Here is a 25,009-nt window from a genome sequence, read left to right as displayed (position 1 = left end):
CACAGCATGAATCTGGTTCACTATCTCGGCAAGCAGACGCTGGGGGTTTTAGCCTGCTACCAGCAGGGAAAGGTGGTGATGCACATTTGCGGCGTCTATCCACGCACCAACAATGCGCTGCGGGTTTTCTTCCCCAAGGGCCACGCGCTGGCCGTCGGTGATTTCGCCACGCTGCATCTTGATAATCGCACCGGGGTGGATCAATTTGATGCCAACATTTCCGTTTATCGCGCCTCTTACAAAGGGCGCGTGGCGGAGGTGGATGAAGATTGGGTGCTGCTGGAGCCGCGTGAGTGCCAGGTGATGTACGGGCTTAGCTGCGTACTGGATATCCGCGCACCGGACTATCACTATCCTCAGGATACGCGGGAAGAACGCGCGGTGCCCTTTACGCCCCTGGATGCGCTGCCAGAGACGGAACACCATGATTTCACCAACAAGGTAGGCGTGCTGGTCACCATGGCACAAGAACAGCCCCACACCACGGTTCTGGCGTTTCTCTCTTCGGTGGACAATGATGTGTTTCTTATCACCTTCCCTGAAACGTTCAAATCCCGGCAGCTCAAGCGCAACCCGCACTGTTTCTTTGCAATGGATGAGCGCTCACACTACACCTTTGAACGCGCTATTGAGTGGAACTACACCCTGATTGAGGGCGATGCCTATTTGATTCCGCCGCACAACCCGCTGTTCGAACAGGTACGCGAGGCGTTCATTCACAAAAATCCGTGGGAGATGGCATTCTTCCTGCGTGAGGATCTGGAGATGTACCACATCAAGAGCCGTCAACTGGTGTGTCCCGGCTCGCGGCAGGCTGTCGTTACCGCATGATGGTCTGTGCTGCGGGCCACGACGGATAGCCCACAGCACAGCGTGATCCGGTTACTCTTGCGCGTCGTCCGATGCGGCGACCTCGTCATCGGTTTTCACTGGGTCACGCGTAATGGGTTTGCCGTAGCTCTGCTCGTTGTAACGGCTCATCCACAGCGACAGAGCTTTGAGCGAATCCGGCGTGAACTCGTCACAGCGCGCTGTGACTTCCTGCGGTGTCATCCAGCACACTTCAGCCACTTCCTCTTCCTGCAAGGCAAACGGGCCATGGGTAACGCAACTGAACAATGCGCCCCATACGCGACAACCCTCTCCATCAAAATAGAACAGGCCGTGATCGGCAAAAGGCACACCGGCAATGCCCAACTCCTCCTCCGCCTCACGACGGGCGGATTCCAGCATTTGCTCACCGGTTTGCACCACCCCCCCCGCCGTCGCATCCAGCCAACCGGGGTAGAAATCTTTGGTCTCGGTACGGCGTTGAACCAGTATTTTTCCCATGCCGTCATGAACAACGATATAGGTGGCGCGGTGACGTAAACGTTGAGCGCGCATTTGCTGGCGGCTGGCCTGGGCGATAACATCATTGTTCTCGTCAACAATATCCACCCACTCGGTCCCTGCCGCTTGACTTTGCTCCACCATCCTCTGAACCCTTCAGTATTGGCGCGTTGCGACGCGCGTCTGTTTTAAACGTACTAAGCGTTAGTCGTGCAAGATCGTTGATAACTTAGTGACTAATAGTCACCTGTGCAATAGGCTCGCCACCCATTAACGGTAAAACTTGCAGCACCCCTTGTGACAACATGCCATAGCTCGGCACATTGCCCCCTTTTGGCAAGCTGACAGAGCCCGGGTTAAAGCAGTAGATTTCCCCCTGATGCTCAGCCACAGGAAGATGGGTATGCCCATACACCAGCACATCGCCCGCCTGCAACGGTGGGAGATGCTGAGGATGATAGAGATGACCATGCGTCAGGAAAAGACGCTGCTGCGGCAGCAGTACGTGCTGCCACGGTGCCGTGATGGGAAAGTCGAGCAGCATCTGATCCACTTCACTGTCACAGTTACCGCGCACCGCCACAATGTGACGGGCAAACGCATTCAATCGGCTCGCCACATCGGCAGGCTGATAAGCCTCCGGCAGCGGATTACGCGGGCCATGGTTGAGAAAATCCCCCAAAAGAATCAGCCACTCGGCGCCGCTGCGGGTAAAAATATCCAGTACCCGCTCCGTCGCCGTTAGCGAGCCGTGAATATCTGAGGCAAACATCAACTTCATCGTGATCCCCGAAAAAAATACGTCGCAATACGGCAAAGTGTAACAAAATTACCGTACTCAACTCTTGTCCTTTTTTCATTTGGCAGGTGGGTGTCGCACGATTACACACATCGATGATCGCAGGGATATAGGATAAAGACCGTTGCTAATCCCACGGTAAGCACCGTATAAAAAAACGTACTGAACACTCCCTGTTCAGTACGATCCTGAGTAGCAGAATCCGTGTCAGAGACACGCGGATAAAAGCAAAGTGAACAATCTCGCCCCTTCTGCACGATGCAGCGCGCAGTGGAAGGCAAGTCACCATCATGGTGTTGTCAAATGCCCTACGGCAGGTGGGTGAATCTTGCCGTGCATCGCCGGGTTATCGCTCTCATCTTTCAGCGCGACCCCCGACAGCCGGCGTTGAAACGCTTGCTCCAGCAGCCAGGCCCATTTAAACGCCGCCTGCGGATAATCCAGCCCTTCCGGGCGAATATTGGAAATGCAGTTACGCTCCGATTCCAACCGGCGCGTGTGAGGTCCCCAGGTTAAATAAATACTCAGGCTATCCGGTGATGACAAACCGGGGCGCTCGCCGATCAAGATCGCCACCGCTTTGGCCCGCAGACACTCGCCAATGTCATCACCCAGCGCCACGCGCGACTGATGCGCCAGCACCACCGGTGCCAGCGACAAGCCGAGTTGCTCCAGATAAGGCCGCGCCTGCGTAATGAGCGGCACGGCCTGACGATGCACCGCCTTGGACGAGAGACCATCGGCCACCACAATCAGCAAATCGGCTGGTGGTTGATGCAGCGCCATCAGCGCCTCACGGCTGGCCTCCGACAAGCGGCGTCCCAAATCAGGCCGACAAAGATACTGCTCACGCGACGTTGCAGCGCTGTGCACCATAACCGTTTTCAGCCCTTGTGCCGCTAACGCCTCAGCAAGGGGTTCACTGTCAAAGGCCTGATGTACCGCATCCCGCGCCTGCGCGTGTGCCAGACCAAATTTCAGCAGTTCTTCGGTCGGCAAGCTTGCCCCCGTGCGCCCCAAAGCAATGCGCGCAGCAGTGTATTCACGCAGCATTTCCCACGGGTTGGCGTGAACAATGTCCTTCATACACGCCCCTCCAGATAAGGCTGATGTTGCAGCAACGGATGCTGACGGCTGGTATCGCACAGCCGCCCCTGGGTATCGAGAATCTTCATCCGTGCCAGCCATTCACCAAACTCTGGCGCGTGCTTCAATCCCAGCAGTTCACGCACATACAGCGCATCATGAAATGAGGTACTCTGATAATTGAGCATGATGTCATCCGCACCCGGAATGCCCATCAGGTAGGTCAATCCGGCAGTCGCCAACAGCGTCAGCAACGTATCCATATCATCCTGATCCGCCTCAGCATGGTTGGTGTAGCACACGTCACAGCCCAACGGGACACCCAGCAGTTTGCCGCAGAAGTGATCTTCCAATCCGGCGCGGATAATTTGCTTACCGTCATACAGGTATTCAGGCCCGATAAAGCCCACAACCGTGTTGACCAACAGCGGAGAAAAACGCCGTGCCACCGCGTAGGCGCGCGCCTCGCAGGTTTGCTGATCGACACCGTGATGGGCATTGGCCGAAAGGCAACTGCCCTGCCCGGTTTCAAAATACATCACGTCGTTACCCAACGTGCCACGCTGTAAACTCAATGCCGCCTGATGTGCCTCTTCCAGCGTCGCCAGATTGAAGCCAAAGCTGGTATTGGTGGCTTCAGTACCGGCGATCGACTGAAACACCAAATCCACCGGCGTCCCTCGCTCAATCAGTTTCAGCGTGTTGGTGACATGCGTCAGCACGCAGGACTGGGTGGGGATCTCAAAGCGGTGAATGACATCATCCAGCATGTAATTCAGCTGTTCCAGCAGCGGCAAGCTGTCACTGGCCGGATTAATACCAATCACCGCATCACCGCTGCCATACAGCAAGCCATCAAGCATGCTGGCGGCAATGCCTTTCACATCATCGGTCGGGTGGTTCGGCTGCAAGCGCACGCTGAGATGCCCCGGCAAGCCAATCGTGTTGCGAAAGCGCGTGACGACACGGCATTTTTTTGCCGTCAGGATCAAATCCTGATTACGCATCAACTTACTCACCGCCGCCGCCATTTCCGGTGTGATACCCGGTGCAACGCGCGCCAGCAGTTCGCTGCTGGTGGTGTCGCTCAATAACCAGTTGCGAAAATCTCCTACGGTCAAATGTGAAAGGGGTTCAAACGCCTGCTTATCGTGGCTATCAACAATCAGTCGCGTGACCTCATCCTGTTCATAAGGAATGATGAGGTCCTGCAAAAAGGTCTTTAACGGCACGGCGGCAAGCGTCATACGCGCTGCCATGCGCTCTTCAGCACTCAGTGCCGCCACGCCCGCCAAATAGTCACCGGAACGCGCCGGTGACGCTTTGGCCAGTAGCGTACGCAGAGAATCAAAGGTGTAACGCTGGTGTCCCAGTGTCGTGTGATACATACCCCTCCTCGCCTGCTATTTGGATGCCGTCAATTGGGGATCGAATACCGCCGATTCGCGCGCGCTGCGGGTTGCCCGAAACCAGCCGTATCCCAGCAGCATCATGGCAGCAAAAATCAGCGCCAATAGCGTGTTGTAATACACCATGGCAACCAGGCAAATCACCGCCATCACCAGCGCAAATGCCGGGGCAAACGGATACCAGGGCGCACGGAACGGACGACTGAGCGCAGGTTCACTGCGACGCAGTTTAAACAAGGCGGCCATGGAGGTAATGTACATGACTATCGCGCCGAAAACCGACATGGTGACAATATTGGCCGTCAGCGGCAGCCCGCCAATAGTGACGAATGAATCGGAGAAGATGGCAGCAATCCCGACGACACCGCCCGCCAGAATGGCGCGGTGCGGCGTACGGAAACGCGGATGGACGCGCGCCAGCGAAGCGGGAAGATACCCCGCGCGCCCCAGGGCAAAGATCTGGCGCGAATAGCCCATGATGATGCCGTGGAATGAGGCTACCAGGCCAAACAACCCGAGCCACACCAACATATGCAGCCAACCGCTGTTGCTGCCGACAATCATTTTCATTGCCTGAGGCAATGGGTCATTGATATTAGAAAGCTGTGTCCAGTCACCCACGCCACCGGCAAACAGCATCACACCCATTGCCAGCAGGCTTAAGGTCAGAATACCGCCGATAAAGGCACGAGGAATGGTGCGCTTGGGATCTTTGGCTTCTTCAGCAGCCATCGCAGCCCCTTCAATGGCGAGAAAGAACCAGATGGCAAAGGGAATGGCGGCAAAAATACCCGATAAGGCCACCGGACTAAAGCTGTCCATCCCCGCCCAACCACCGCGGGCAAAGTTTGCCCATTCGAATCCGGGTGCTACCACGCCCATAAACACCAGCAGTTCGAAGATCGCCAGTAAGGTGACTAACAGTTCAAAGGTGGCTGCAATGCCAACCCCCAGAATATTCAACCCCATAAAAATCAGATAGGCGCTGACCGCCACCCATTTGGGGTCCAGGGACGGGAACTGCACATTGAGATAAGCACCAATCGCCATGGAAATGGCTGGCGGCGCAAACACAAATTCAATCAGCGTGGCAAATCCGGCAATAAAGCCCCCGGTCGGGCCAAACGCACGGTAGGCATAGGCAAAAGGCCCACCGGCGTGGGGAATGGAGGTGGTCAGTTCCGTGAAACTAAAGATAAAGGCGCAATACATGGCAGCAATCGCCAATGAGGTGATCAAAAAGCCCAGTGTACCTGCCTGCGCCCAGCCGTAGCTCCAGCCAAAATACTCACCGGAAATCACCAACCCGACAGCAATACCCCATAAATGGAAGCTGCCGAGCATCCTCTTTAATCCTGGTTGTGCACTGTTGGTTTGCATGTTGTTTATCCCATAGAAAGAATCGATGGAAGTCACCGTGCAAAGCGCATACCAAAGACGAAAAAAACCTTACAAAACTTGACATTACGCAGGTGAGCCAACGATCGCCGCCATACAGCCTGCGCTGTTTTGCAGCAATTCGCCCCATAATGCAGCAGGTTTTGCCAATCCCAAGGGCAACGTGGCGTACTGAAATGCAGCGTTTTTTTTACCTGATCGTCACGGTATCTCGCGCAAAATCACCTATTATCATTAGCATTCATGATAAAAATACGGACAAGTCCCGCGTTACATCCTTAAAGCGCCATCAGAACCGATAGGGAATAAGTGAGGCAACGATGCAACTACTGATTACGGGCGGAACCGGCCTGATCGGCCGTCACCTGATTGCTCGATTACTGTCTTTATCGCACCATGTCACCGTACTTACTCGCGATACCACACGTGCCCGCCAGATACTCGGCGAGCGCGTCGAGTATTGGTCAACGCTGCAAAATCGTACCTCGCTGGATGACATCGACGCCGTTATCAATCTGGCAGGGGAACCGATTGCGGATAAACGCTGGACGCCGCAACAAAAGCTGAAACTGAGCGAAAGCCGCTGGCAGATTACCGAGCAGTTGGCGACGTTGATTAAAGCCAGCGCCTCGCCGCCCTCGGTCTTCATTTCCGGCTCTGCGGTAGGGTATTACGGCAATCAAGGGGCGGCGCTCATCACCGAAGATGAATCGCCCACGCCTGAATTTACCCATCAACTCTGCGCCCGTTGGGAGGAATTGGCGCTGAGTGCGGAGAGCGATCGCACGCGCGTTTGCCTGCTGCGCACGGGCATCGTACTGGCGGCTAACGGCGGCGCGTTAGCAAAAATGCTGCCTCCCTTCCGCATCGGGCTAGGAGGCCCTTTAGGGTCTGGCAAACAGTACATGCCGTGGATTCATATCGACGATATGGTCAATGCCATTCTTTACTTGTTGGATAACCCGATTCTGCGCGGCCCCTTCAACATGACCGCACCTTATCCGGTACATAACGAGCAGTTCTGCGCCATGTTAGCCCACGTGCTGGATCGCCCATGTTTTATGCGCGTGCCCGCCTTCGCGCTCAAACTGCTGATGGGAGAAGCCGCCACGTTGGTGTTGGGTGGACAGCGCGCCATTCCGCATCGGCTGGAGGCCGCCGGGTTCGGCTTTCGCTATTACGAACTGGAAGAGGCGCTCAAAGACGTCACCGGGAAGAAATAGCCACAGGGCGTATCGCTGAACATCGCACAATACGCCCTGTTGATAACGGCACCCGCTACTTCAACGCACCGGAGAGAAACTGTTGCAAACGGGGGCTGGTCGGGTTGCCAAATACGCGATCCGGTGGGCCCTCTTCTTCGATCACGCCCTGATGCAAAAAGATCACATGGCTTGATACGTGGCGAGCAAACTCCATTTCATGGGTGACAACCACCATGGTTTTGCCCTCTTCCGCCAGTTGTTGCATGATACGCAGCACTTCCCCCACCAATTCAGGGTCCAGTGCCGAAGTAGGTTCGTCAAACAGCAGCACTTCCGGTTCCATCGCCAGCGCACGGGCGATGGAGACACGCTGCTGCTGCCCACCGGAGAGATTGGCCGGATATTTATTCTGCGCCTCGCCGATGATCCCGACTTTATCGAGATAACGCACCGCTCGCTCGCGGGCTTCCGCTTTGCTCAATCCCAGTACCTGCACCGGCGCCTCCATGACGTTTTCCAGTGCGGTCATAAAGCTCCACAGGTTGAAATGCTGAAAGACCATGGTCAACCGCGTGCGTAGCAGTTGCAGCTGCTTCTTATCAAAGACTTTCAGTTGCCCGTCGGTGTCACGCACCATGCGAATCTCTTCATCGTTGACGAAAATCGCCCCTTCGCACGGTTTTTCCAGAAAGTTAATGCAGCGCAGCAGCGTACTTTTCCCCGACCCTGAAGAGCCGATAATCGAAATCACATCGCCCGCTTTCGCCTGAAGGGAAACGCCCTTCAGCACTTCGTGTTCCCCGTAACGCTTATGCAGTTCCGTCACCATCAGTTTATGGTCTGACATGCTGTTTTTTCCTGATGTTAATGAGATGAACGGGTATGAATATGCCGCAGCCAGCGCCGTTCCGCGTGTTTGAACAGGCCGATCAGCACAAAAGAGATTGCCAGATAGATCACCGCAGCAATGCCAAAGGCATAAAACGGCTGATAAGTGGAAGCATTAATATCTCGGGCTATTTTCAAGATGTCCGGCACCGTCACGGTAAAGGCCAGCGCCGTGGAGTGGAGCATCAAAATTACCTCGTTACTGTACGCAGGCAGCGCAATACGTAACGCACCGGGCAAAATAATGCAGCGATACTGCTTAAACCGGGAAAAACCATACGCTCTGGCGGCTTCAATTTCGCCATAAGGCACCGAACGGATCGCCCCGGCAAAAATCTCTGTGGTATAGGCGCAGGTGTTCAACGCCAATGCCAGCACCGCACAGTTCAGCCCACTGCGGAAAAACGCATTCAACATATCGGTGCCGCGCACGATTTCCAGACTGTAAACACCGGAGTAAAACACCAGCAACTGCACGTAAAGCGGCGTGCCGCGAAACACATAGGTAAATACCCACACTGGAAAACTGAAACGCCGCCGTGGAGAAACGCGGGCAATAGCCAGCGGAATCGCCAGCAGGCCACCGATCACCACCGACGAAATCAACAGCCATAGCGTCATCGCCAGACCGGTGAGACGATACCCATCACTCCATAGCAAAGGCTGCCAGTACTGTTGCAGGATCTCACTCATAATTCACCTTCTTCACGCCCTGCGAGTAATGGCGTTCCAGCCACCACAGTACCCCGTTGGAGACTGTGGTAAAAATCAGATACATCACCCCGGCGACAAGGGCGAAATAAAACGGTTCATGCGCCCCTTTGCCCGCCAACTGGGTCACTTTGACAATGTCATTCAACCCCAACAGCGACACCAGCGCCGTTGCCTTGAGGATCACCTGCCAGTTGTTGCCAATACCGGGCAAGGCAAAGCGCATCATGGAAGGAAACATGATGCGGCGAAAGACCTTCAGTGGCGTAAAACCGTAGGCTACAGCCGCTTCAATCTGCCCCGGCGGCACCGCCAGATAGGCACCGCGAAAGGTTTCAGTGAAATAGGCACCGTAAATAAACCCGAGCGTGATGATCCCTGCCGAAAGCGGATCGATATCGATTTGTGCGATACCGATGGTTTCCGTCACGCTGTTGAGCGCAATTTGCAGCCCATAAAAAATCAATAACATTAATACCAGGTCCGGCACGCCACGGATCAGGGTGGTGTACGCGGAGAAAAAACCGGACAGCAGGCGGTTGGCAGAGAGCTTGGCCCCTGCGCCAATCAGCCCAATGACCAACGCCAACAGCAGCGAGCACACCGCGAGTTGCAGCGTCATGCGCGCCCCGTCAAGAATCAGATCGGTATAGCCGTAGAGCATCGCGTGTTTCCGTCTAAAAAGGCACACTCTGCCTGCATAATGCAGGCAGATCCCAGCAACACGTCATTAGCCGCCGTATACGTCAAAATCGAAGTATTTCTTCGCGAAAGTGTCGTAGGTGCCGTCTTTGCGCATCTCTTCAAACGCTTTATCCAGCGCCGCTTTCAGCGCTTTGTCTTCTTTGCGCAGCCCCATACCGGTACCGACGCCAAAGAATTTATCATCCTTCACTGCCGGACCTGCGAAGACGTAATCTTTACCCGCCGGCAATTTCAGGAAGCCTTCGCTGCCCGCCACTTCATCCTGGAACGCAGCATCAATGCGGCCAGCGGTCAAGTCGGCGTAGATCAAATCCTGGTTCTGATAAGCCACTACATCAATGCCTTTCGGCTGCCAGTTGGCATTGGCATAGGCTTCCTGGGTGGAGGCCTGCAACACGCCGACACGTTTACCGCGCAACGATTCCAGCGTCGGTTGGATGTTCGCCCCTTTCTTCTCAATCAGACGCGCGTTGGCAGCATAGAGTTTTTCCGTGAAAGCAATCTCCTGCTGACGCTTCTCAGTGATGGAGAGCGAGGAGATGATCGCATCAATTTTTTTCGCTTTCAGTGAAGGGATCAGTGCGTCGAAATCACTTTCTACAAAAGTACATTCAGTCTTGATGCGCTTGCACAGCTCTTTCGCCAAATCAATATCAAACCCTACCAGCTCACCGCTGGCATTCTTGGACTCAAAGGGTGCATACGTCGGGTCGGTGCCGATTTTGAGATTCTTGGGAACATCGGCCAGCGCGCTTCCCGCAGCAATAACTAAGGCCAACGGCAGAATTCTGAATAATTTTTTCATTTCGCAACCCTTATCTTGATGGAATGATGATCAAAAAGAATGAATATCACTAAGCGTAAAGGGGCGGTCAGACGCCTGCGCGCTCTTGCGCGAAAGGGATGCCAGCGCCGCCAGTCTCATCAGCAGAAACCCTGCAAAATCCGCGCCATAACCGCAACAAAATACGGATAAATCCGAAATCTGCCGCAGGCGCGTAGTGATAGGGGCACCCTGATGAGGGTGATGATGTGTGGGTTAATCAGGAAAGAGACGGCGCGCTTTCCAGGCAACATTTTGGTGCAAACCAATCAACATTTGCACCATAACAACGCATCATCGCTTAAGCGTAGTGCAAACTTTGCACGGACAGGCAAGAAAGCGAGAGAAAAGATGACGGGAGTTGCACCTGATTGGTGTGTTTTTATGATTGAGCGCCGTTAACTGCCCTGCCAGCGTGTGAACAGCGCTTCAGGCAACGCAATATCAAACTGATCGAGCACACGGTTGACCGTTTGATCTACCACGTCCTGCAAGGTTTGCGGACGGTGATAAAACGCGGGAACCGGCGGCATAATCACCGCGCCCATTTCCGCGGCAGCCGTCATCAGGCGCAGGTGCCCGAGGTGCAGCGGGGTTTCACGCACGCACAGGACCAACGGGCGACGCTCTTTTAATATCACGTCTGCGGCACGGATCAACAAGTTATCGCTGTAGCTATGCACAATCCCCGAAAGGGTTTTAATGGAACAGGGAAGAATCACCATTCCCGCAGTGCGAAAAGAGCCGGACGACAATGAAGCGGCAATATCGCGATTGTCATGCACCACGTCCGCCAAAGCTTGCACATCGCGCACGCTGAAATCACTCTCCAGCGTCAGCGTTTGTCGGGCGGCCTGACTCATGATCAAATGGGTTTCCACGTCGTCCAACGGTTGTAACACCTGCAACAGGCGCACGCCATAAATCGCGCCGCTGGCCCCGGAGAGTCCAATGATGAGTCGTTTCATGCCAAACCTCTAAATGCTGCTGTGCAAAAAGGATAACGGGCTGACTTTGCCCTATCCCCGCCCAATAAGCAACAAAGGGAGGCGCTTACGCACCTCCCTTTTCACTGTCCTTGCCAATGGGCGCCTTGAATGACATTAGCCTTCGTTATGCAGCTCCAGATCTTCGACTTCGTTCTGGCTGCGCAGCGCTTTGGCATCGTCATTACGCAATCCTTCCAGATAGTCGAGATAACCCTGATCGACATCTTTGGTCACGTAGATACCGTTAAATACCGAGCATTCAAACTGCACGATATCCGGGTTTTCTTCCCGCGCAGCGGCGATCAGATCGTCCAGATCCTGGAAAATCAGGGCATCGGCACCGATAATCTTGCGAATTTCTTCCACTTCGCGACCGTGAGCAATCAGCTCATTGGCAGTCGGCATATCAATACCGTACACGTTGGGGAAACGAATTTCCGGCGCGGCAGAGGCCAGATAAACGCGGCGCGCACCCGCTTCACGCGCCATCTCGACAATTTGCTCCGAGGTGGTACCGCGCACGATGGAGTCATCCACCAACAGCACGTTTTTATCGCGGAACTCAGCGCGGTTGGCGTTTAGTTTGCGGCGCACCGAGTTTTTACGCTGTTCCTGACCCGGCATGATAAAGGTACGACCAACATAGCGGTTTTTCACAAACCCCTGGCGGTACGGTTTATCGATAATGCGCGCAATCTCCAAAGCGATATCGCAGGAGGTTTCTGGAATCGGAATGACCACATCGATATCCAGATCCTCCCACACACGGGCAATCTTCTCACCCAGCTTTTGGCCCATGCGCACGCGGGCACTGTAAACCGAAATTTTGTCGATAAAGGAGTCTGGGCGAGCGAAATAGACATACTCGAACAGGCACGGATTGCTTTTCGGGTTCTCAGCGCACTGGCGGGTAAACAGCTGCCCTTTCTCGGTGATGTAAACCGCCTCTCCCGGCGCTACGTCACGCAAGAACTCAAAGCCAAGGGTATCAAGCGCCACGCTTTCCGAGGCCACCATATACTCGATGCGACCATCGGCCAGCTCGCGCTTACCGATCACCAACGGACGAATACCGTTTGGATCGCGGAAAGCGAACAAACCGTGGCCGATGATCATCCCGACGCACGCATAGGCTCCGCGAATCATTTTGTGGGTGGCGGCAACGGCAGCAAACACATTGTCGGCATCCAGCGGGTAGTGCTGAAAACGATCCAACTCGCAGGCAAAGATATTCAGCAGGATCTCTGAATCAGAAGTGGTGTTAACGTGGCGACGCCCTTGCTCAAACAGCTGTTTGCGCAGTTCATGGGCGTTGGTCAGGTTACCGTTGTGCGCCAGCGTGATGCCAAAGGGGGAGTTGACATAAAACGGCTGGGCTTCCGATGCGCTGGAGCTGCCCGCGGTAGGATAACGCACATGCCCCACGCCCATAGTGCCTTGCAGGCGCTGCATGTGACGCGCCTCGAATACGTCCTTCACCAGGCCGTTCGCCTTACGCAGGCGGAAGCAGTTCATGGAATCGATGGTGACGATGCCTGCGGCATCTTGTCCACGGTGCTGTAACACCGTTAACGCGTCATAAATCGACTGGTTTACCGGTGTAAAACCGGCGATACCGACAATACCGCACATGTTGTCTTTTCCTCATCAGCGCTACCGCAGCTCTATGTGCTGCGGCAAGAAACTTGACGTGCTTTGCAGGTAGTCGAAAAACCACCTGATGATATAGCTAAACTGCGGGATGAGCTGGGACCGTTTCCAGTCGTCGCTTTGTGAAAAACCGGTAAAGGTATCCAAAAAGAACAGCAGCGCAGAGACAATCAATACGCCGCGCAGCGCACCAAAGCAAATGCCCAGTACCCTGTCGGTGCCTGAAAGCCCGGTTCGTTCAACCAGTGAACCAATCACATAGTTGACGATCGCTCCCACAATCAATGTCGCAATAAACAGAATGGCGATGGCAACCCCGTTGCGCACCAGTTCGTCTTCAAAACGCGTGAAATAGACCGACAGGTATGGGTAATAATGGCTGGCGACAAAGAATGCACTGCCCCAGGTGATCAGCGAAAGCGCCTCACGAACAAAGCCCCGGATCAAACTGACCAGCGCAGAGAAACCAATAATGCCAATGATGACGTAATCAACCCAAACCATGAATTCTCTCACTCACGAACGATGCCAACACAATCTCTCTCGCAACAACCGCAATTACCGCCGATGCAAGAGAGCGTAGCGCCGCTCATCATCCTGTTCGCGGCGCATTCTAACAGAAAAAGAAAACGTTTGCGTAGCCTATTTCCCAACGATTTCACCGATAGGTGAATTTGCTGACAGCGTACTGGCAACGTCACTTTTCTTCCTCGTCATCCTCCGCCTACACGGGAATGACGCGGTAGGCAGGGACGACCGTTTTAGTGGGTTTTGCCAACAACCTCGGCGGACATAGCCCTCTTGCAACCCTTAACGTGCGCTGTAGTTCCTGACTTGCCCGCTCAGCCCACTCAGTTGTTGCAGTTCGCCGAGGGCGGACTGCAATTTCTGTTTTGACGCATCCGGCCCGACGTAAATGCGGGTTATTTCCCCCGCAACGGGTGCCGACGGCACCGTGTAAGCGCGGTATCCCGACAGGCGCAGCTTGGCAACAATTTCATTCACCTTATCCGCATTTTTCAGCGCACCCAGTTGCACCACATAGGCTTGTCCTGCGGGCGCGGCCTCCGGCTTCACGTCCGGTTGCGCGGCAGGCGGCGATGCGGGTTGCGGCGCAGGCGTTGCTGGCTTGCTTTCCGGTTTCGGCTCAGGCTTCACTTCCGGTTTAGTTTCAGGCTTCGCCTTGGGTTTGGTTTCCGGCTTCACCTCCACTTTAGGCGTGACCGGACGCGCCGCCACGGCGGGCGGTGCAATTTCTATCGGTGCCGAAGAGGAAGGTAGCGAATTGCTCGGCGGTGTCTGTATGGTGCCATCATCCTCAGGTGTGATCCCCCTCCCCTGCACCGGTTGTCCTTGCATCGCCTGCTGTGCCCCTTCCGGCGGCTGACTGGGCAACGACTGATTCAGTGAAGGCAGCGATTCCGCCTCCGTGCTGTCACCCGGCTTTGGCACCAGCGGGATCGCGGCAAACTCATCTTCGTAATGTTTCTTTTTGCCGTCCAGCAGCGCCGGCAGCACAATAACGCCCAGCGCCACCAGAATAATGGTGCCGACCAGGCGGTTTTGAAACTTACTTGCCATTCGACCCCCTCTCCTCCTGCGCTTCCATCACATGCGCTACCGTATGAAAAGATCCGCACACTACGACGGTATCCTGCGTATCTGCGTCACGCATCGCCTGATGCCAGGCGGTCGCGACATCGTCAAACGACCGACTGCTGTCCAGGTGTGCCGCTATCAATTCAGCGCTGGCACCGCGTGGTCCTTCCAGCGGAGCACAATACCATTCATCCACCACGGGCTTGAGGTGCGCCAGCGTACCGGGAATATCTTTATCGGCCAGCATACCAATCACCGCGCGCACTTTGCCCGTTTTTGGCAACTGCGCCAATCGCCCGGCCAGATAGGCTGCAGCATGGGGATTATGCGCGACATCCAGAATCAGTTTCGGTTGTTCACTCACCGTTTGGAACCGACCCGGCAACGCAGCGCGGCGTAGCCCCTGTTCGATAGCTGCCAGAGAGACGTCAATCGGCCCCTGATGCAGCGCGGCTAGCGCCGTGGCAGCGTTGGGCAATGGCACGTTCGGCAGCGGCAGCGTCATGCGCTCGCCGTCGGTCGATTGCCAATACCAGCCGTCCCCTTCCAGCGCAAAGTGCCAATCGCGATCGCGCTTGAACAACAATGCCCCTTTCTCTTCAGCCACGGCAGCAATAGAGGCGGGCATATCCGGCTCCCCTACCACGGCGGGTGTATTACTGCGGAAGATACCGGCCTTTTCACGACCAATACTTTCGCGGTCGTGCCCTAACCAGTCAGTATGATCGAGCGCAATACTGGTCACCACCGCCACGTTGGCATCTACAATATTGGTGGCATCCAGACGCCCGCCCAACCCGACTTCCAGAATCACCACATCCAGATTTGCCCGCCTGAACAGATGTAGCGCCGCAAGGGTGCCAAATTCGAAATAGGTCAACGAAATATCGCCACGCCCGGCTTCGATATCGGCAAACGCCTGAGTGTGCGCCGCTTCCGGCAATTCCTGACCTTGAATGCGCACACGCTCGGTATAACGCAGCAGGTGGGGGGAACTGTAAACGCCAACACGTAACCCCGCCGCCATCAAAATGGCCTCCAGCGTACAACAGGTCGTGCCTTTTCCATTGGTGCCCGCGACGGTAAACACCGTTGGGGCCGGGTGCAGCAGGTGAAGACGGTCAGCAACCTGTTTAACACGCGTCAACCCCATGTCAATGGCAGTGGCGTGCAGGTGCTCCAGATAATGAAGCCACGCGGCCAAAGGCGACGTGGCTTGGGGAATGAGAAGATTTTCCATGAGTCCCGTTCACTGGCTTACGGTTCATTGATACAGGGTGCACAGAACGGCCTAAGCACAATCCTGTCGCCCCCTGTTCATGTGTCACTTATTGCGCATCATCCTGCGGTTCAGTGGTCACTTCCGGCGCACGAACCTCTGCGGTGTCCACCGGCTCAGGGTGGTTGGTCATCCGAGACAGTATGCTGGCTAACTTGAAGCGCATTTCCGGGCGGCGCACGATCATGTCAATCGCCCCTTTTTCCAGCAGGAACTCACTGCGTTGGAAACCCGGCGGTAATTTTTCACGTACCGTCTGTTCGATAACGCGCGGGCCAGCAAAACCAATCAGTGCTTTAGGTTCGGCAATATTCAAATCGCCGAGCATCGCCAGACTGGCAGAAACGCCGCCCATGGTCGGATCGGTCAACACCGAGATATAGGGCAGACCGCGTTCACGCATTTTTGCCAACGCTGCACTGGTTTTCGCCATTTGCATCAGCGACATCAGTGCTTCCTGCATACGCGCACCGCCGCTGGCGGAAAAACACACCAGCGGACAGCCATCTTCCAACGCCTGTTCAACCGCACGCACAAAACGCGCACCGACCACCGAGGCCATGGAACCGCCCATAAAGGCGAATTCAAAGGAAGCAGCGACCACCGGCATGTCGTACAACGTGCCTTTCATCACCACCAACGCGTCTTTTTCGTCAGACTGCTTCTGTGCAGCAACCAGACGATCTTTGTATTTCTTCGAGTCTTTGAACTTCAGCGCATCCTTGGGCTCCAGCTCACTACCCAGCTCAACTACGCTGTCCTTATCCAGAAACGCATTCAAGCGCGCACGGGCGGAAAGTCGCATGTGGTGGTCACATTTTGGACACACCCCAAGATTACGCTCCAATTCAGCGCGGTAAAGCACCTGACCACAACTGTCACATTTGGTCCATACCCCTTCAGGGATATTGGCCTTGCGGGTCGGTGTAATGTTGCTCTTGTTAAGAATTCGTTCAATCCAGCTCATTGATAACCTTTCTGCTTGAACCTGGCCGTGGCCAGTCCGCTCTGCCCCGTCACTACGCCCGTTTATCTCAGCCTGAACCGGTGTTTACACCCGTATTGCAAGGCACCGATAATGCAGGTCGTCATCAGGGACAGACCATAAATGCCGCTCATTAAACCATAACACTCCGGGACTGTGGATAGAAAACTGGTCAAACCGGAGCGATTACCGCGTTTATTCTTGTGAACCCGACGCGCTCTTCGCCCGGGCCGCCGCTCGTCTATGCCGCCAGATTTCAATGATCCCCGGCAAGATAGAGATGAAAATAATAGCGACAATCAATAACTTCAAGTTTTCTTGCACAATCGGCAGGTCGCCGAACAGGTAACCTGCATAGGTAAACAGTAATACCCACAGCAATGCCCCTGCCACATTATAAAGTGCAAAGTGGCGGTAGCGCATATGTCCCATACCGGCGACAAACGGCGCGAATGTTCTCACAATCGGTACGAAGCGCGCCAGAATAATCGTTTTACCGCCGTGGCGGGCATAAAACTGATGCGTTTTATCCAGATAACTGCGGCGAAAAATTTTCGAATCAGGGTTACTGAACAGCTTCTCCCCGAACAAACGCCCGATGGTGTAATTGACCGCATCCCCCACGATGGCAGCCGCAACCATCAGTGCCACCATGGTGTGCACGTTCAGATCGTTGGTGGGCAACGCCGCCAACGCGCCGGCGACAAACAACAGGGAATCCCCCGGTAGAAACGGCGTTACCACCAGACCGGTTTCGCAAAACAGGATCAAAAACAGAATGGCATAAATCCAGACACCGTATTGCGCAACCAGTTCCGCGAGGTGAACGTCAATATGCAGAATAAAATCGATGATAAAGCGTATAAACGCGACAAGTTCCATCATGTGCATGTTTCACGGCACAATGCCGTGACAATCCTCCAGTGTTTAGCGTGGCGCAGTACAACCGCCCGCCACGGGTCAATCTTCCAGAAACAGCGGGCCCATTGGTGCAACGGGAAGTTCGAAACGTGCCGGATAATCTACCGCCACCAGATAAAGACCGTCAGCACGCGCCGTGGCAGCCGCCAGCGTGCGATCTTTGGCCGCCAGCAGTTCGGCTATCCAGGATTCAGGCTGATTACCGCATCCCACTTCCATCAGGCTGCCGACGATATTGCGCACCATGTGATGAACAAACGCATTGGCTTTAATATCTACCACGATGTAAGCGCCATGACGCGTAACCTTTAAATGATTTACATTGCGCCACGGCGTGCGCGACTGGCATTGCACGGCGCGAAACGAGGTGAAGTCATTCTCCCCCAGCAGGCTTTGCCCGGCGCGTTCCATGCGCGCCGCATCCAGCGGGAAGTGGAACTGCGTTACGCCACGCGCCAGAACCGCCGGACGCAGGCGATGATTAAAAATAATGTAGCGATAGCGACGCGCCGTGGCGCTGAAACGCGCATGAAAATCGTCATCGACGGTCTTCACCCAGCGCACGGCGATATCCGAGGGCAAATGGGCATTGACGCCCATGGTCCAGGCGGCATCTTTGCGCTGAGCCTGGGTGGTAAAGTGCACCACTTGCCCGGTGGCATGCACACCCGCATCGGTTCTGCCCGCGCAAAACACCGTAATCGGCTCATCGGCCACTTTACTCAGCGCCCGTTCCAGATGCCCTTGCACGCTCTCCACTTCAGCCTGACGCTGCCAGCCATAATAGCGGCTGCCATCATACTCAATGCCCAGCGCCACCTTGATACCAGCAGGCTGCTGCGGCAAATTACTGTCTGACATTACCCCAAATACTCCTGCACCAACCGTTCTGCCGTTTCCACCGCCATCAATGCGCCGCCAAAGCGTACGTTATCCGCCACCGACCAGAATTGCAGCAGTTCGGGAATGCCGTAATCATTGCGCAGGCAACCAATCTTGAGTTGAACGTTGTCTGAGGCATCTTCCACTTGTGTCGGGTAGTCGTCTTCATCGCTGAGTTGAACCTCTTCAGCGCGAGCGAGTTCATCCCGAGCCTCCTCCGCAGAGAGCGGTCGTAATGCCTCAAGATGTACGACCTGCGCATGACCGTAAAACACCGGAGCCTGTACGCAGTTAACGGAGATGGGCAGCCCTTCGTCTTGTAACACCTTGCGCACTTGATCGACCAGTCGACGCTCTTGCGCCACGCTGCCTTGTGCATCCGTCAAAAACGGCAACATGTTAAACGCCAGCTGTTTGGCAAAAAAACCCGGCTCCGGGGGAATGCCGTTCAGCAAACGGGCACTCTGCCCAGCCAAATCATCTACCGCCGCTTTGCCCAGCGCAGACACAGAGAGCAAATTGGTGACGTGAAGACGTGACAGCCCAGCTTGATCGATCAGCGGTTTAATAGCCAGCAGCAGTTGGCTCACCAGACTGTCTGCCACCGCGACGATATTACGATTACGGTAATCCGCTAGCACATGGGTGTTGACACCCGGCACCACCAACGGGACATCCGGCTCCAGCGCAAACAGATCGCTGCTGTCAATCACCAGGCAACCAGCGTTACCCGCCTCTTCCGCATAGCGCGCGCTCGCTTCGCTGCCCGCGACAAAGAAGGCCAGTTGCGCCTGAGACCAATCAAACTCGGCCGCATCCTCGACGTACCAGGATTTGCCGTTGATCCTCACGGATTCCCCCACGCTGCGTTCGCTGGCGAGCGGATAGAGCGTGCCTACGGGAAACGCGCGCTCTTCCAACAACTCCAGCAGCGCCGTTCCCACGGCACCCGTTGCGCCCAATAGCGCAATATTCCAGCCGTCAGACATGTGGTGTTCTCCCATTCGTCAATACCCCTTGCTCGGGCGGTATATCACCACCCGAATACCCTACGCTAAAAACGTCGTATTTTATGACACCCTCTCACCGTATTACGGCAAGACGGCAGTGAAACCCAATGCATTCAGACAGGCCACACTGGCCTCATCAGAACAAGTGACACGCAGCGAAGACCATTCGCGGCGCTCCTGATAGTGTTTACGCAGACGGTCAAATCCGCCAGCTTGACCCGCAGATTGGCGCAACAGCGCATCGTCGCGGCGTACATCATACACCAGATGCACCAGACGCTTAAGCAACGCTTGATCGAGAGGGGCCGTTACGTGAACAGCCGTGATATCGGGGGCGGGCAACAGCGATGACAGGGGCACTTGCTGGGGTTGCCCGATGAACTGGCACAACGCTTCAAACACTTGCGTGGTGCCGCGCGCCTTGCCTTCCAGCGTATAACCGGCAATATGCGCCGTACCCACGTCAGCGTGCGCCAGCAAATCCAGCGAAAGTCCCGGTTCCGGTTCCCACACGTCCAGCACCACGCGCAGATCCTTGCCGTGCTGCAACGCCCGCAGCAGGGCAGCGTTATCGACCACCGGCCCGCGGCACGCGTTGATCAAAATACGGCCAGCAGGCAAGGCGGCAAGCACCGCATCATCAATCAGATGCAGGGTGTTATCTGACCCACCCTTGGTCAAGGGCGTGTGCAGCGTGACAATATCCGCGTCACGCAATAGCGTATCCAGCGGCAAAAAGGGACCAACATCCCCCTTGCGCGCGCGAGGAGGATCGCACAGTAACGTCTTCACGCCCCAGGCGTTGAGACGCGCCTGCAAGCGCCGCCCGACGTTGCCCACACCGACAATACCGACGGTTTTGTCGCGCAACTGAAAACCATCTCGCTCCGCCAACATCAGCAGCGCTGAAAAAACGTATTCCACCACCGCGATGGCATTGCAGCCCGGCGCGGCGGAAAATCCGACACCCTGCTCACGCAGCCAGGCTTCATCCACATGATCGGTGCCCGCCGTGGCGCTGCCGACGAAGGTCACGCCCGAACCCGATAACAGCGCGGCGTTAACCGGCGTGACAGAGCGCACCATCAGGGCGTCGGCCTGTGCCAGCGCCTCAACGGGCAACGGCCTTCCCGGCACGGCCACCACGTCCCCCACGCGGCTGAACAGCTCGCGCGCATACGGCATATTCTCATCAACCACAATTTTCATGTACGACCCCGGTCAGGCAACGCTTGCAAGAAAAACAGGGGCACTATTTTGCCACCGAATGGTGAAGAATCCCAACGCTATCCCCCTCGTTCAAGCATCCTCACCCCCCTGCAGCAACCAGATAGCAAAATGGGTCGGAACCCAAAAACGCTCCTGAGCGAGACGCAGCACCACAACGCAAGAAGCCACATACAGCAATTGCCCCCACTCATGACGATGAGGCAGGCATTTCGTCTCCACGCTGACCACTTCGGTATGCAGGATAGGATACGCACTCCTAACCCCATGACGTGGAAGCAAACCGCAAATAAGAAAGCATTTTCCCCTATGATCTGACTATTCTCGCACCAGACACCTTGCTATGATTTCCTCTGCCTATTCAGGGCTCCCGGGGAATGCAGGGTGCCTTTCACGCAGTGAGGAGTCCATCATGCAGCCTGTCAGCAGTCCGGGAACCCCGACGCCGGGAGATCGTCCCCCCTCGTCGCCGACGTCGGCCATTGCGTCTTCCTCTTCCAACGCGGCGGCGGCGAATTCTCCACTCAGCTTTACCCAACGCGCCACGCTGGACACGCTGGTGGTCAAGCTACAGGCGCTGACGTCGCTGAGTAACAATGCTATCTGGACCACACTGCGTCAGGACATTGGTCTGGCACCCAACCAGACGCTACTCGGACAGCATTTTACCGCTGCCGAGCAGTCATTGCAGAACCAACTGGTACAGGCTCAAACGCAGCAAAGCAGCGCCCGTCATCCGTTGTTGCAACGCCTGACCGATCTGCTGCCGCAGGGAAATAACAGCCAGCGCGTCACACAGTTTTTACGTCAGGAATTTGGTCATACCGAACTCAAAGCACTGACGCAACCCCAGTTACAACGGGTGTTGACCATGTTGCAAACACCGCCCGATGCAGCACCGCTCAGTGCCGCTTCCGGCAAAGCCCCCGCGCTTGCCACAACGCTGGTGCAAAATGCGCTCACCAATGTTGCGACCAATGCTGCTACTACGGCCCTGCTGCAACGCCCGCTATCCAGCGTCGAACAGAACAGTTTGAATCAGATGGTGGTGCGGTTATCCGCGCTGCTGGGCGAGCCGACGGAAAAAATCTGGACGTCATTGACGGCAATGCAACACCAGCCGCCGGGCACACCGATCCCCGCCCGTCATTTGCCGCTCCTGATGCAGTATTTGCAAACGCAAACTGACCTGCACCATCTGCTGACTACTGGCAATGGACGCGGCGATGCACCTACGACGGCCGCCACCACACTGGCAACAACGCCGGCCACAACCACTGCGGCGGGCAATGCGGCACAGCCCCCCATGACCGCCACCCAGTCCACCTTGCACACGCTGTTTCAACCCGCACTGGAAGCCAATGAGCGGCAGTTGCTGCTGGACTACAGCCAAAACCGTTTCAATGCCGGGGTGCAAACACCGCTCACCCAGCCACAACTCAACGAACTGGTGACCTTTTTGTTCGCTCACCGCATGCAGCGCGCTTCCGCCGGGGAATTGACAATACAGAGCCTGTTCCCGCATCCACAGCCGATTGCCAATCCGCTGGTTGCCGCCTTGCCGCCTGCCCTCCAGGCAGTATTCAACAAACCGCTGTTCTGGCCCATTGTCAGCGTTTGCGTGGTGATATTTTTGCTGTGGGTACTGTTTTGACAGACAAAAAAACCGGGGCACAGGGCCCCGGTTCAGCAAAATAGACGATTTAGGGTATAGCGATTACGCTAACTTGCGCATCACCAACGTCGCATTGGTGCCGCCGAAACCAAACCCGTTGGACATGACCGTAGTCAGCTTACGCTCGGTCGGTTGCGTGACGATGTTCATGTCCTGCGCCAACTCATCCAGCGTATCAACGTTAATGCTCGGCGCGATAAAACCGTGTTCCAGCATCAGCAGAGAGTAGATCGCTTCCTGTACGCCCGCCGCGCCGAGAGAGTGCCCAGTCATCGCCTTGGTTGCCGAAATAGGCGGCACCGCGTCGCCAAACACCTGACGAATCGCCCACAGTTCTTTGACATCACCCACCGGCGTAGAGGTACCGTGGGTGTTGATGTAGTCGATGGGGGTATCCACATCTTGCATGGCAAGTTTCATGCAGCGCGCTGCGCCTTCCCCCGACGGGGCAACCATGTCGGCACCGTCAGAAGTGGCACCGTAGCCAACCACTTCGGCATAAATATGTGCGCCGCGTGCCAGTGCATGTTCCAGTTCTTCCACCACGACCATACCGCCACCGCCAGCGATAACAAAACCGTCGCGATCGGCATCATAAGTACGGGACGCCTTTTCTGGCGTTTCGTTGTATTTGGTGGAGAGCGCCCCCATGGCATCAAACTCACAGGCGAGTTCCCAGCACAGTTCTTCAGCACCGCCAGCAAATACGATGTCTTGCTTGCCCAGTTGGATCTGTTCTACCGCATTACCGATACAGTGCGCTGAGGTGGCACACGCGGAACTGATTGAGTAGTTAACACCTTGAATCTTGAACGGCGTAGCAAGGCAGGCAGACACTGCCGACCCCATCGCCTTGGTGACCACATACGGGCCCACCGCTTTCAGACCACGCGCGCTGCGCATCGCATCCGCACCAAACACCTGAGAACGCGCTGAGCCACCAGAACCGGCAATCAGCCCAACGCGCGGATTATTTTGATAGGCCTCGGGAGCCAGCTTGGCGTCTTCAATCGCCTGTTCCATTGACAGAAAAGCATAGATAGAGGCATCGCTCATGAAACGCACGACTTTACGTTCAATGAGGCCGGTGGTATCCAGTTTTACATTGCCCCAGACGTGACTACGCATACCAGAATCTTTCAGCTCTTGAGAGAACGTAATACCCGAGCGACCTTCCCGCAACGATGCCAGGACTTCCTGCTGGTTATTACCAATGCTTGAGACGATCCCCAGGCCAGTAATCACTGCACGTTTCATTCAATACCTCTTTCCGCATAAATGTATTTTGGGATTTCGTCACGCACTTTAGCGTACAGATGTAAGCTGAACAAGTCCGATCACCCAACCTTTTACAAAATTTGCGCGTTGGGCACCGGCTGAGTAAAATCGCGCTATCGCTTTAAAAATGAGTCAATTATCGTGAAAGACCATGCTATTCAGCACGGTACGCTCTCCTGGAACGAACAGGGTACACCTGTTTCGCAACAGTTTGATGACGTTTACTTCTCAAATCAGGATGGATTGGAAGAGACCCGCTACGTTTTCTTGCAAGGCAATCACTTTCCGGCGCGCTTTGTTGAGCATTCACGCCCAGAGTGCATTATTGCGGAAACGGGCTTCGGCACGGGCCTGAACTTTTTGACACTGTGGGAAGCGTTCGTCCATTTTCGCGCACAGCACCCGCAGGCTGCGCTGCGGCGCCTGCACTTTATCAGCTTTGAAAAATTCCCGTTGCGCGTGGCCGATCTGGAACAGGCACATGCCCACTGGCCGACACTCGCCCCTTATGCCGAAGCCCTGCGACAGGCATGGCCGTCTGCGCTGCCGGGCTGTCATCGCCTGATTTTGGCTAACGGCGCCATCACCCTCGACTTGTGGTTTGGCGATATCAACGACCTGCTGCCTACGCTTGACGATTCCCTGACGCATCAGGTTGATGCCTGGTTTCTCGATGGCTTTGCCCCGTCCAAAAACCCGGACATGTGGACAGAGAACCTGTTTCACGCCATGGCACGTCTGTGCCGGGCGCAGGGTACCTTTGCGACATTCACTGCCGCAGGATTTGTGCGCCGAGGACTACAACAGGCCTGCTTTGATGTGGAAAAGATCAAAGGCTACGGGCAAAAACGCGAAATGCTGCGCGGCGTATTACCAAACGCCATCCCGACCCCGGCGGCAACCCCTTGGTATTCACGCCCAGCCGCGAGCACGACAGAAGATATCGCTATTATTGGTGGTGGCATTGCCAGCGTGTTGACAGCACTGGCGCTGCTGCGACGCGGCGCACACGTGACGCTCTATTGTGAAGATGAGGCACCGGCGTTAGGCGCATCCGGTAACCGTCAGGGAGCCCTTTACCCGTTACTCAACGACAAACACGATGCGCTTTCCCGTTTTTTCGCCACCGCTTTTGGTTTTGCCCGCCGCCAGTACGAC

At 55.7% G+C, this 25,009-nt stretch carries 25 protein-coding genes; 4 read left to right on the top strand and 21 right to left on the bottom strand.

Features of this window, described 5'->3' with window-relative positions; genetic code table 11:
- Positions 1–6: 6 nt before the first annotated feature.
- A complete protein-coding gene (locus J5224_RS20485; protein WP_264627108.1) occupies positions 7–831 on the top strand; it encodes a hypothetical protein in 825 nt (274 codons plus the stop codon).
- Between the two features lie 51 nt (positions 832–882).
- Here the strand turns inward: J5224_RS20485 and yfcD are convergent, their stop codons facing one another.
- The 5 genes from yfcD to eat form a co-directional block, all read right to left on the bottom strand.
- Entirely contained in the window at positions 883–1,476 is a 594-nt protein-coding gene (gene yfcD / locus J5224_RS20480) for an NUDIX hydrolase YfcD (RefSeq protein WP_264627105.1), read from the bottom strand.
- Between the two features lie 85 nt (positions 1,477–1,561).
- Positions 1,562–2,113, bottom strand: coding sequence for a phosphodiesterase (yfcE, locus tag J5224_RS20475; protein WP_264627104.1), 552 nt, complete (start codon positions 2,111–2,113; stop codon positions 1,562–1,564).
- Between the two features lie 306 nt (positions 2,114–2,419).
- The gene (gene eutC, locus J5224_RS20470) at positions 2,420–3,217 is read right to left on the bottom strand and encodes an ethanolamine ammonia-lyase subunit EutC (RefSeq protein ID WP_264627103.1); all 798 of its coding nucleotides are present in this window, start codon (positions 3,215–3,217) and stop codon (positions 2,420–2,422) included.
- A complete protein-coding gene (locus J5224_RS20465) occupies positions 3,214–4,605 on the bottom strand; it encodes an ethanolamine ammonia-lyase subunit EutB (protein ID WP_264627102.1) in 1,392 nt (463 codons plus the stop codon). Before J5224_RS20465 ends, eutC begins: the two co-directional genes overlap by 4 nt.
- A 15-nt stretch (positions 4,606–4,620) precedes the next feature.
- Positions 4,621–6,006, bottom strand: a complete 1,386-nt coding sequence (eat, locus tag J5224_RS20460) for an ethanolamine permease (protein WP_264627101.1) — start codon at positions 6,004–6,006, stop codon at positions 4,621–4,623.
- 338 nt (positions 6,007–6,344) lie between these two features.
- Here eat and J5224_RS20455 point away from each other — a divergent pair, with 338 nt between their 5' ends.
- Positions 6,345–7,247, top strand: a complete 903-nt coding sequence (locus J5224_RS20455) for a TIGR01777 family oxidoreductase (protein WP_264627100.1) — start codon at positions 6,345–6,347, stop codon at positions 7,245–7,247.
- 55 nt (positions 7,248–7,302) lie between these two features.
- Here the strand turns inward: J5224_RS20455 and hisP are convergent, their stop codons facing one another.
- From hisP to J5224_RS20380, 15 genes are all read right to left on the bottom strand, one after another.
- Entirely contained in the window at positions 7,303–8,076 is a 774-nt protein-coding gene (gene hisP, locus J5224_RS20450) for a histidine ABC transporter ATP-binding protein HisP (RefSeq protein ID WP_264627099.1), read from the bottom strand.
- Between the two features lie 17 nt (positions 8,077–8,093).
- Complete coding sequence (locus J5224_RS20445; RefSeq protein ID WP_264627098.1) at positions 8,094–8,810, bottom strand: ABC transporter permease; 717 nt, start codon at positions 8,808–8,810, stop codon at positions 8,094–8,096.
- Positions 8,803–9,492, bottom strand: coding sequence for a histidine ABC transporter permease HisQ (locus J5224_RS20440; protein WP_264627097.1), 690 nt, complete (start codon positions 9,490–9,492; stop codon positions 8,803–8,805). The genes J5224_RS20445 and J5224_RS20440 overlap by 8 nt, the downstream gene beginning before the upstream one ends.
- Positions 9,493–9,558: 66 nt before the next feature.
- Positions 9,559–10,338, bottom strand: a complete 780-nt coding sequence (locus J5224_RS20435) for a lysine/arginine/ornithine ABC transporter substrate-binding protein (RefSeq protein WP_264627096.1) — start codon at positions 10,336–10,338, stop codon at positions 9,559–9,561.
- A gap of 416 nt (positions 10,339–10,754) precedes the next feature.
- On the bottom strand, positions 10,755–11,324 hold the full coding sequence (locus J5224_RS20430; protein ID WP_264627095.1) for a UbiX family flavin prenyltransferase: 570 nt from the start codon (positions 11,322–11,324) through the stop codon (positions 10,755–10,757).
- A gap of 135 nt (positions 11,325–11,459) precedes the next feature.
- Complete coding sequence (gene purF, locus J5224_RS20425; protein ID WP_264627094.1) at positions 11,460–12,977, bottom strand: amidophosphoribosyltransferase; 1,518 nt, start codon at positions 12,975–12,977, stop codon at positions 11,460–11,462.
- Positions 12,978–12,998: 21 nt separating this feature from the next.
- Positions 12,999–13,499 carry a colicin V production protein gene (gene cvpA, locus J5224_RS20420; RefSeq protein WP_222157580.1) on the bottom strand — a complete coding sequence of 167 codons (501 nt, stop codon included), beginning with the start codon at positions 13,497–13,499 and terminating at the stop codon, positions 12,999–13,001.
- Between the two features lie 306 nt (positions 13,500–13,805).
- Positions 13,806–14,576, bottom strand: a complete 771-nt coding sequence (gene dedD, locus J5224_RS20415; protein ID WP_264627093.1) for a cell division protein DedD — start codon at positions 14,574–14,576, stop codon at positions 13,806–13,808.
- Complete coding sequence (gene folC / locus J5224_RS20410; RefSeq protein WP_264627092.1) at positions 14,566–15,834, bottom strand: bifunctional tetrahydrofolate synthase/dihydrofolate synthase; 1,269 nt, start codon at positions 15,832–15,834, stop codon at positions 14,566–14,568. Before folC ends, dedD begins: the two co-directional genes overlap by 11 nt.
- 88 nt (positions 15,835–15,922) lie before the next feature.
- A complete protein-coding gene (gene accD, locus J5224_RS20405) occupies positions 15,923–16,840 on the bottom strand; it encodes an acetyl-CoA carboxylase, carboxyltransferase subunit beta (RefSeq protein WP_264627091.1) in 918 nt (305 codons plus the stop codon).
- A 213-nt stretch (positions 16,841–17,053) separates the two neighbouring features.
- A complete protein-coding gene (locus tag J5224_RS20400) occupies positions 17,054–17,740 on the bottom strand; it encodes a DedA family protein (RefSeq protein ID WP_264627107.1) in 687 nt (228 codons plus the stop codon).
- 78 nt (positions 17,741–17,818) lie between these two features.
- The gene (gene truA / locus J5224_RS20395) at positions 17,819–18,640 is read right to left on the bottom strand and encodes a tRNA pseudouridine(38-40) synthase TruA (RefSeq protein WP_264627090.1); all 822 of its coding nucleotides are present in this window, start codon (positions 18,638–18,640) and stop codon (positions 17,819–17,821) included.
- Complete coding sequence (locus J5224_RS20390) at positions 18,640–19,650, bottom strand: aspartate-semialdehyde dehydrogenase (protein WP_264627106.1); 1,011 nt, start codon at positions 19,648–19,650, stop codon at positions 18,640–18,642. The genes truA and J5224_RS20390 overlap by 1 nt, the downstream gene beginning before the upstream one ends.
- A gap of 102 nt (positions 19,651–19,752) precedes the next feature.
- Complete coding sequence (gene pdxB, locus J5224_RS20385) at positions 19,753–20,880, bottom strand: 4-phosphoerythronate dehydrogenase PdxB (RefSeq protein WP_264627089.1); 1,128 nt, start codon at positions 20,878–20,880, stop codon at positions 19,753–19,755.
- Between the two features lie 90 nt (positions 20,881–20,970).
- Positions 20,971–21,120 carry a hypothetical protein gene (locus J5224_RS20380; RefSeq protein WP_264627088.1) on the bottom strand — a complete coding sequence of 50 codons (150 nt, stop codon included), beginning with the start codon at positions 21,118–21,120 and terminating at the stop codon, positions 20,971–20,973.
- Between the two features lie 190 nt (positions 21,121–21,310).
- On the opposite strand from J5224_RS20380, the gene J5224_RS20375 reads away from it, so the two are divergent.
- Positions 21,311–22,552 (top strand): flagella biosynthesis regulator Flk, encoded by a 1,242-nt coding sequence (locus J5224_RS20375; protein ID WP_264627087.1) that lies wholly within the window; start codon positions 21,311–21,313, stop codon positions 22,550–22,552.
- A 63-nt stretch (positions 22,553–22,615) separates the two neighbouring features.
- On the opposite strand, the gene fabB is transcribed toward J5224_RS20375, so the two are convergent.
- Positions 22,616–23,830, bottom strand: coding sequence for a beta-ketoacyl-ACP synthase I (gene fabB / locus J5224_RS20370; protein ID WP_264627086.1), 1,215 nt, complete (start codon positions 23,828–23,830; stop codon positions 22,616–22,618).
- A gap of 162 nt (positions 23,831–23,992) precedes the next feature.
- Here fabB and mnmD point away from each other — a divergent pair.
- On the top strand, positions 23,993–25,009 hold a 1,017-nt coding region (mnmD, locus tag J5224_RS20365; protein ID WP_264627085.1), incomplete at its 3' end, for a tRNA (5-methylaminomethyl-2-thiouridine)(34)-methyltransferase MnmD.

This window comes from Candidatus Symbiopectobacterium sp. NZEC135, assembly GCF_025962695.1.
This window is presented reverse-complemented; position numbering and strand designations above follow the sequence as displayed.